Annotated in this window: 2 protein-coding genes; both read left to right on the forward strand. The window is 60.9% G+C overall.

The features are described from left to right. The first annotated feature begins 135 nt into the window (after positions 1 to 135). Positions 136 to 1,764: an IS21 family transposase gene (gene istA, locus ACTU46_RS16130; protein ID WP_443383939.1), complete on the forward strand. Its 1,629-nt coding sequence runs from the start codon at positions 136 to 138 to the stop codon at positions 1,762 to 1,764. Between the two features lie 77 nt (positions 1,765 to 1,841). Then, positions 1,842 to 2,552 carry an ATP-binding protein gene (locus ACTU46_RS16135; protein ID WP_443383942.1) on the forward strand — a complete coding sequence of 237 codons (711 nt, stop codon included), beginning with the start codon at positions 1,842 to 1,844 and terminating at the stop codon, positions 2,550 to 2,552. Positions 2,553 to 2,662 lie beyond the last annotated feature (110 nt).

A 2,662-nucleotide genomic window follows, 5' to 3' on the forward strand; every position in this document is an offset into this window, starting at 1 on the left:
TGTTGCGACCAGGTATTTGGTAGCACTCGCGGGTCTATCCGGTAGCGGTCGCGGGTCGACCGGGTAGCAGTCATGCTCCTGATGGACCCGACCCCACCTCCGGTGGTCGGGCCAGTCTCAAGGAGCACGAATCCCGTGACCGACTACCAACTGATCCTGCGCCTGCTGCTGCGCGGGAAGTCCTACCGTGACATCGAATCCCAGGCCGGCTGCTCACACCGCACGATTGCCAAAGCACAAGCCGTCGCCGCCACCCGCCACCTAACCTCACCGGCCGACCTTGACGCCTACTCCGACGAACAGGTCCACTCCTGGTTCGCCGACGGACGGCGCACCGTGACCGAAGAATTCCTGACCCCTGATTTCGACGGCATCATCAAGGCCCGCCGTTTCGAAGCGAAACCCACGCTTAAAGACCTCTGGCTCGACTACTGCACAACAGATGCCCACGACGGCACCCGCCACTACGGCTTCGATCGCTTCCGGGAGCTGATCAACGACCACATCACCAGCCACGACCTGGTGGCCATGATGAACCACGAACCCGGCCACACCATGCAAATCGACTGGGCCGGCACCCTGCTGCAACTGGCCGATCTAACGACCGGCAAGCCCGTGAAACTCCATGTCTTCATCGCCTACCTGCCCTACTCAGGCATGGTCACCGCCAGCGCGCACCACAATGAACAGTCCGCGGCCTGGCTGGACGGGCACCGCCAAGCCTTCGAGTACTTCGGCGGTACCACCACCGTGATCGTCCCGGACAATCCCACCACCGCGTCCAACCAGATCACCGCCGGTGACCATGCCCGCGATGTCAACGCCGCCTACGAGGCCTTCCTGGCCTGGTACAACACCGCCGCCGACCCGACTCGGTCCCGCAAACCACGCGACAAGGGGGCGGTGGAAGCAGGAGTCAAGGTCGTCACCCGCAGTGTTATCGCCGTCCTGCAGGGCTCAACCTTCGTCGATCTGGATGACATTAATGAACGCATCGACGAGTTGATCGAGGACATCAACCACCGCATCCCCTTCCGGCGCCGCGACATCAGTCGGCGTGAAATCTTCGATGCGGACGAGCGCGGTTTACTGCACCCTTTGCCAGCCACACCATTTCAGAAGGTCACCTGGTACAAACGTGTGGTGGCCCGTGACTTCCACGTCGAAGTCGCCCGCGTGCGCTACTCGGTGCCGTATGCCTACGCCGGCAGAAAGGTCGACGTCCGGGTCGTGGGGTCAACGCTGAGCGTTCTGGCGGACAACGAGACCATCGCCACCCACCAGATCAGCCCCCGTGCCGGGGCGTATGTCACCGACACTGATCACGAACCGGACTACTTCGCCGAATACAAGAACCTCTGGTCCAGGGCCTACTTCCTGCGCCAGGGCGCCAAAATCGGCCCCGCCACCCGCAAGGCTCTGGAAGATCTGATGGACTCCAAGGCCATTGAAGCCCAGGCCTTCCGCCCGTGCCGCAACATCCTCGACCTTGGCAAAACACATGCCAATGCTGAAGTCCTGGAAGCAGCGTGTGCGCAGTTGATCTCTGCTACCGGCCGGCGCCGTGCGATCTCGTATACAGCGGTGAAAAACACGATGGCCAGGGTCCGTGCCGCCGCAGATCAACGCCCCACCACCAGCCCACCACACGCGCCGTCGCGACCGACAACAGTCACCGGTCGCGATACCGCCGCCGCACATCTGGCCGGGCCGGAAGCCTTCAGTATGGAGGCGATCATGCAGGCCAAGGGGGCGAAGAAATGACGCCAACCTCACCTGCGAACATGGATTCTGCGGCACAGCTACACCCTGATGACCTGGAGGTATTCACCAGTCTGCGGATGACTGCCTTCGGTCAGGCCGTCATCGACATCGCCAATGACGCCGCCTATGACGAGTGGACGTTTTCGGCCAAGATTCGACTGGCGTTGAAAGAGCAGATCGCGGCTAAACAGGAGCGTCGATTCCAGAAACTTCTCACAGCATCCCGATCACCACATCCTGATGCGTGTGTGGAAGAGATTCGCTACCTATCTGACCGCAACCTCAACAAAGAGCTTGTCGCCCGGCTGGCGTCTTGTCAATGGATTGACGCCGGGACCAACCTGGTGATCATCGGCAAAACCAGTGTCGGCAAGACCTATCTGGCCCAAGCGCTGATTAACGCCGCATGCCGGAGTGATCACACCTGCCTGTTTTACCGGCTCGATGATCTGGAAGCAGATCTCGCGGTACTGGATCCGTCGGATCCGCAACGAGCGAGTCTGGTCAAGAAGCTCAAGGGTGTTGATTTGTTGGTCATCGATGATTTCCTCACCACCCCGGTCACTGACGCCACCGCGTCGGTGATCCTCAATGTGCTCTCTGCCCGGGAGTCGGTGGGCTCGACGTTGATTACCAGTCAGTTCGAGCCGTCGGATTGGTACAAGTCCATCAGTGATGCGGTGTTGGCGGAATCCATTCTGTCAAGGTTGATCGGCGGAGCCCAGATCATCAACCTGGACGGGCCCAACTTGAGACTCAGGAGGGAGGTCGAACCGCTCGAGGGCTAACTCGGTCCCCGGCAGGAGTGCTACCCGATACGCCCGCTGGTGCTATCGGGTACGCACTGCCCCTGCTACCGGATAGACCCGCTACTGCTACCAAATACCTCGCCGTAACA

Origin of the sequence: Corynebacterium sp. A21 (assembly GCF_052266655.1) — a bacterium.
Classification (GTDB): domain Bacteria; phylum Actinomycetota; class Actinomycetes; order Mycobacteriales; family Mycobacteriaceae; genus Corynebacterium.

What these genes read in the sequence shown, in the direction of transcription:
- ACTU46_RS16135 (WP_443383942.1), top strand. Translation starts at nt 1,842, where the DNA reads ATGACTGCCTTCGGTCAGGCCGTCATCGACATCGCCAATGACGCCGCC.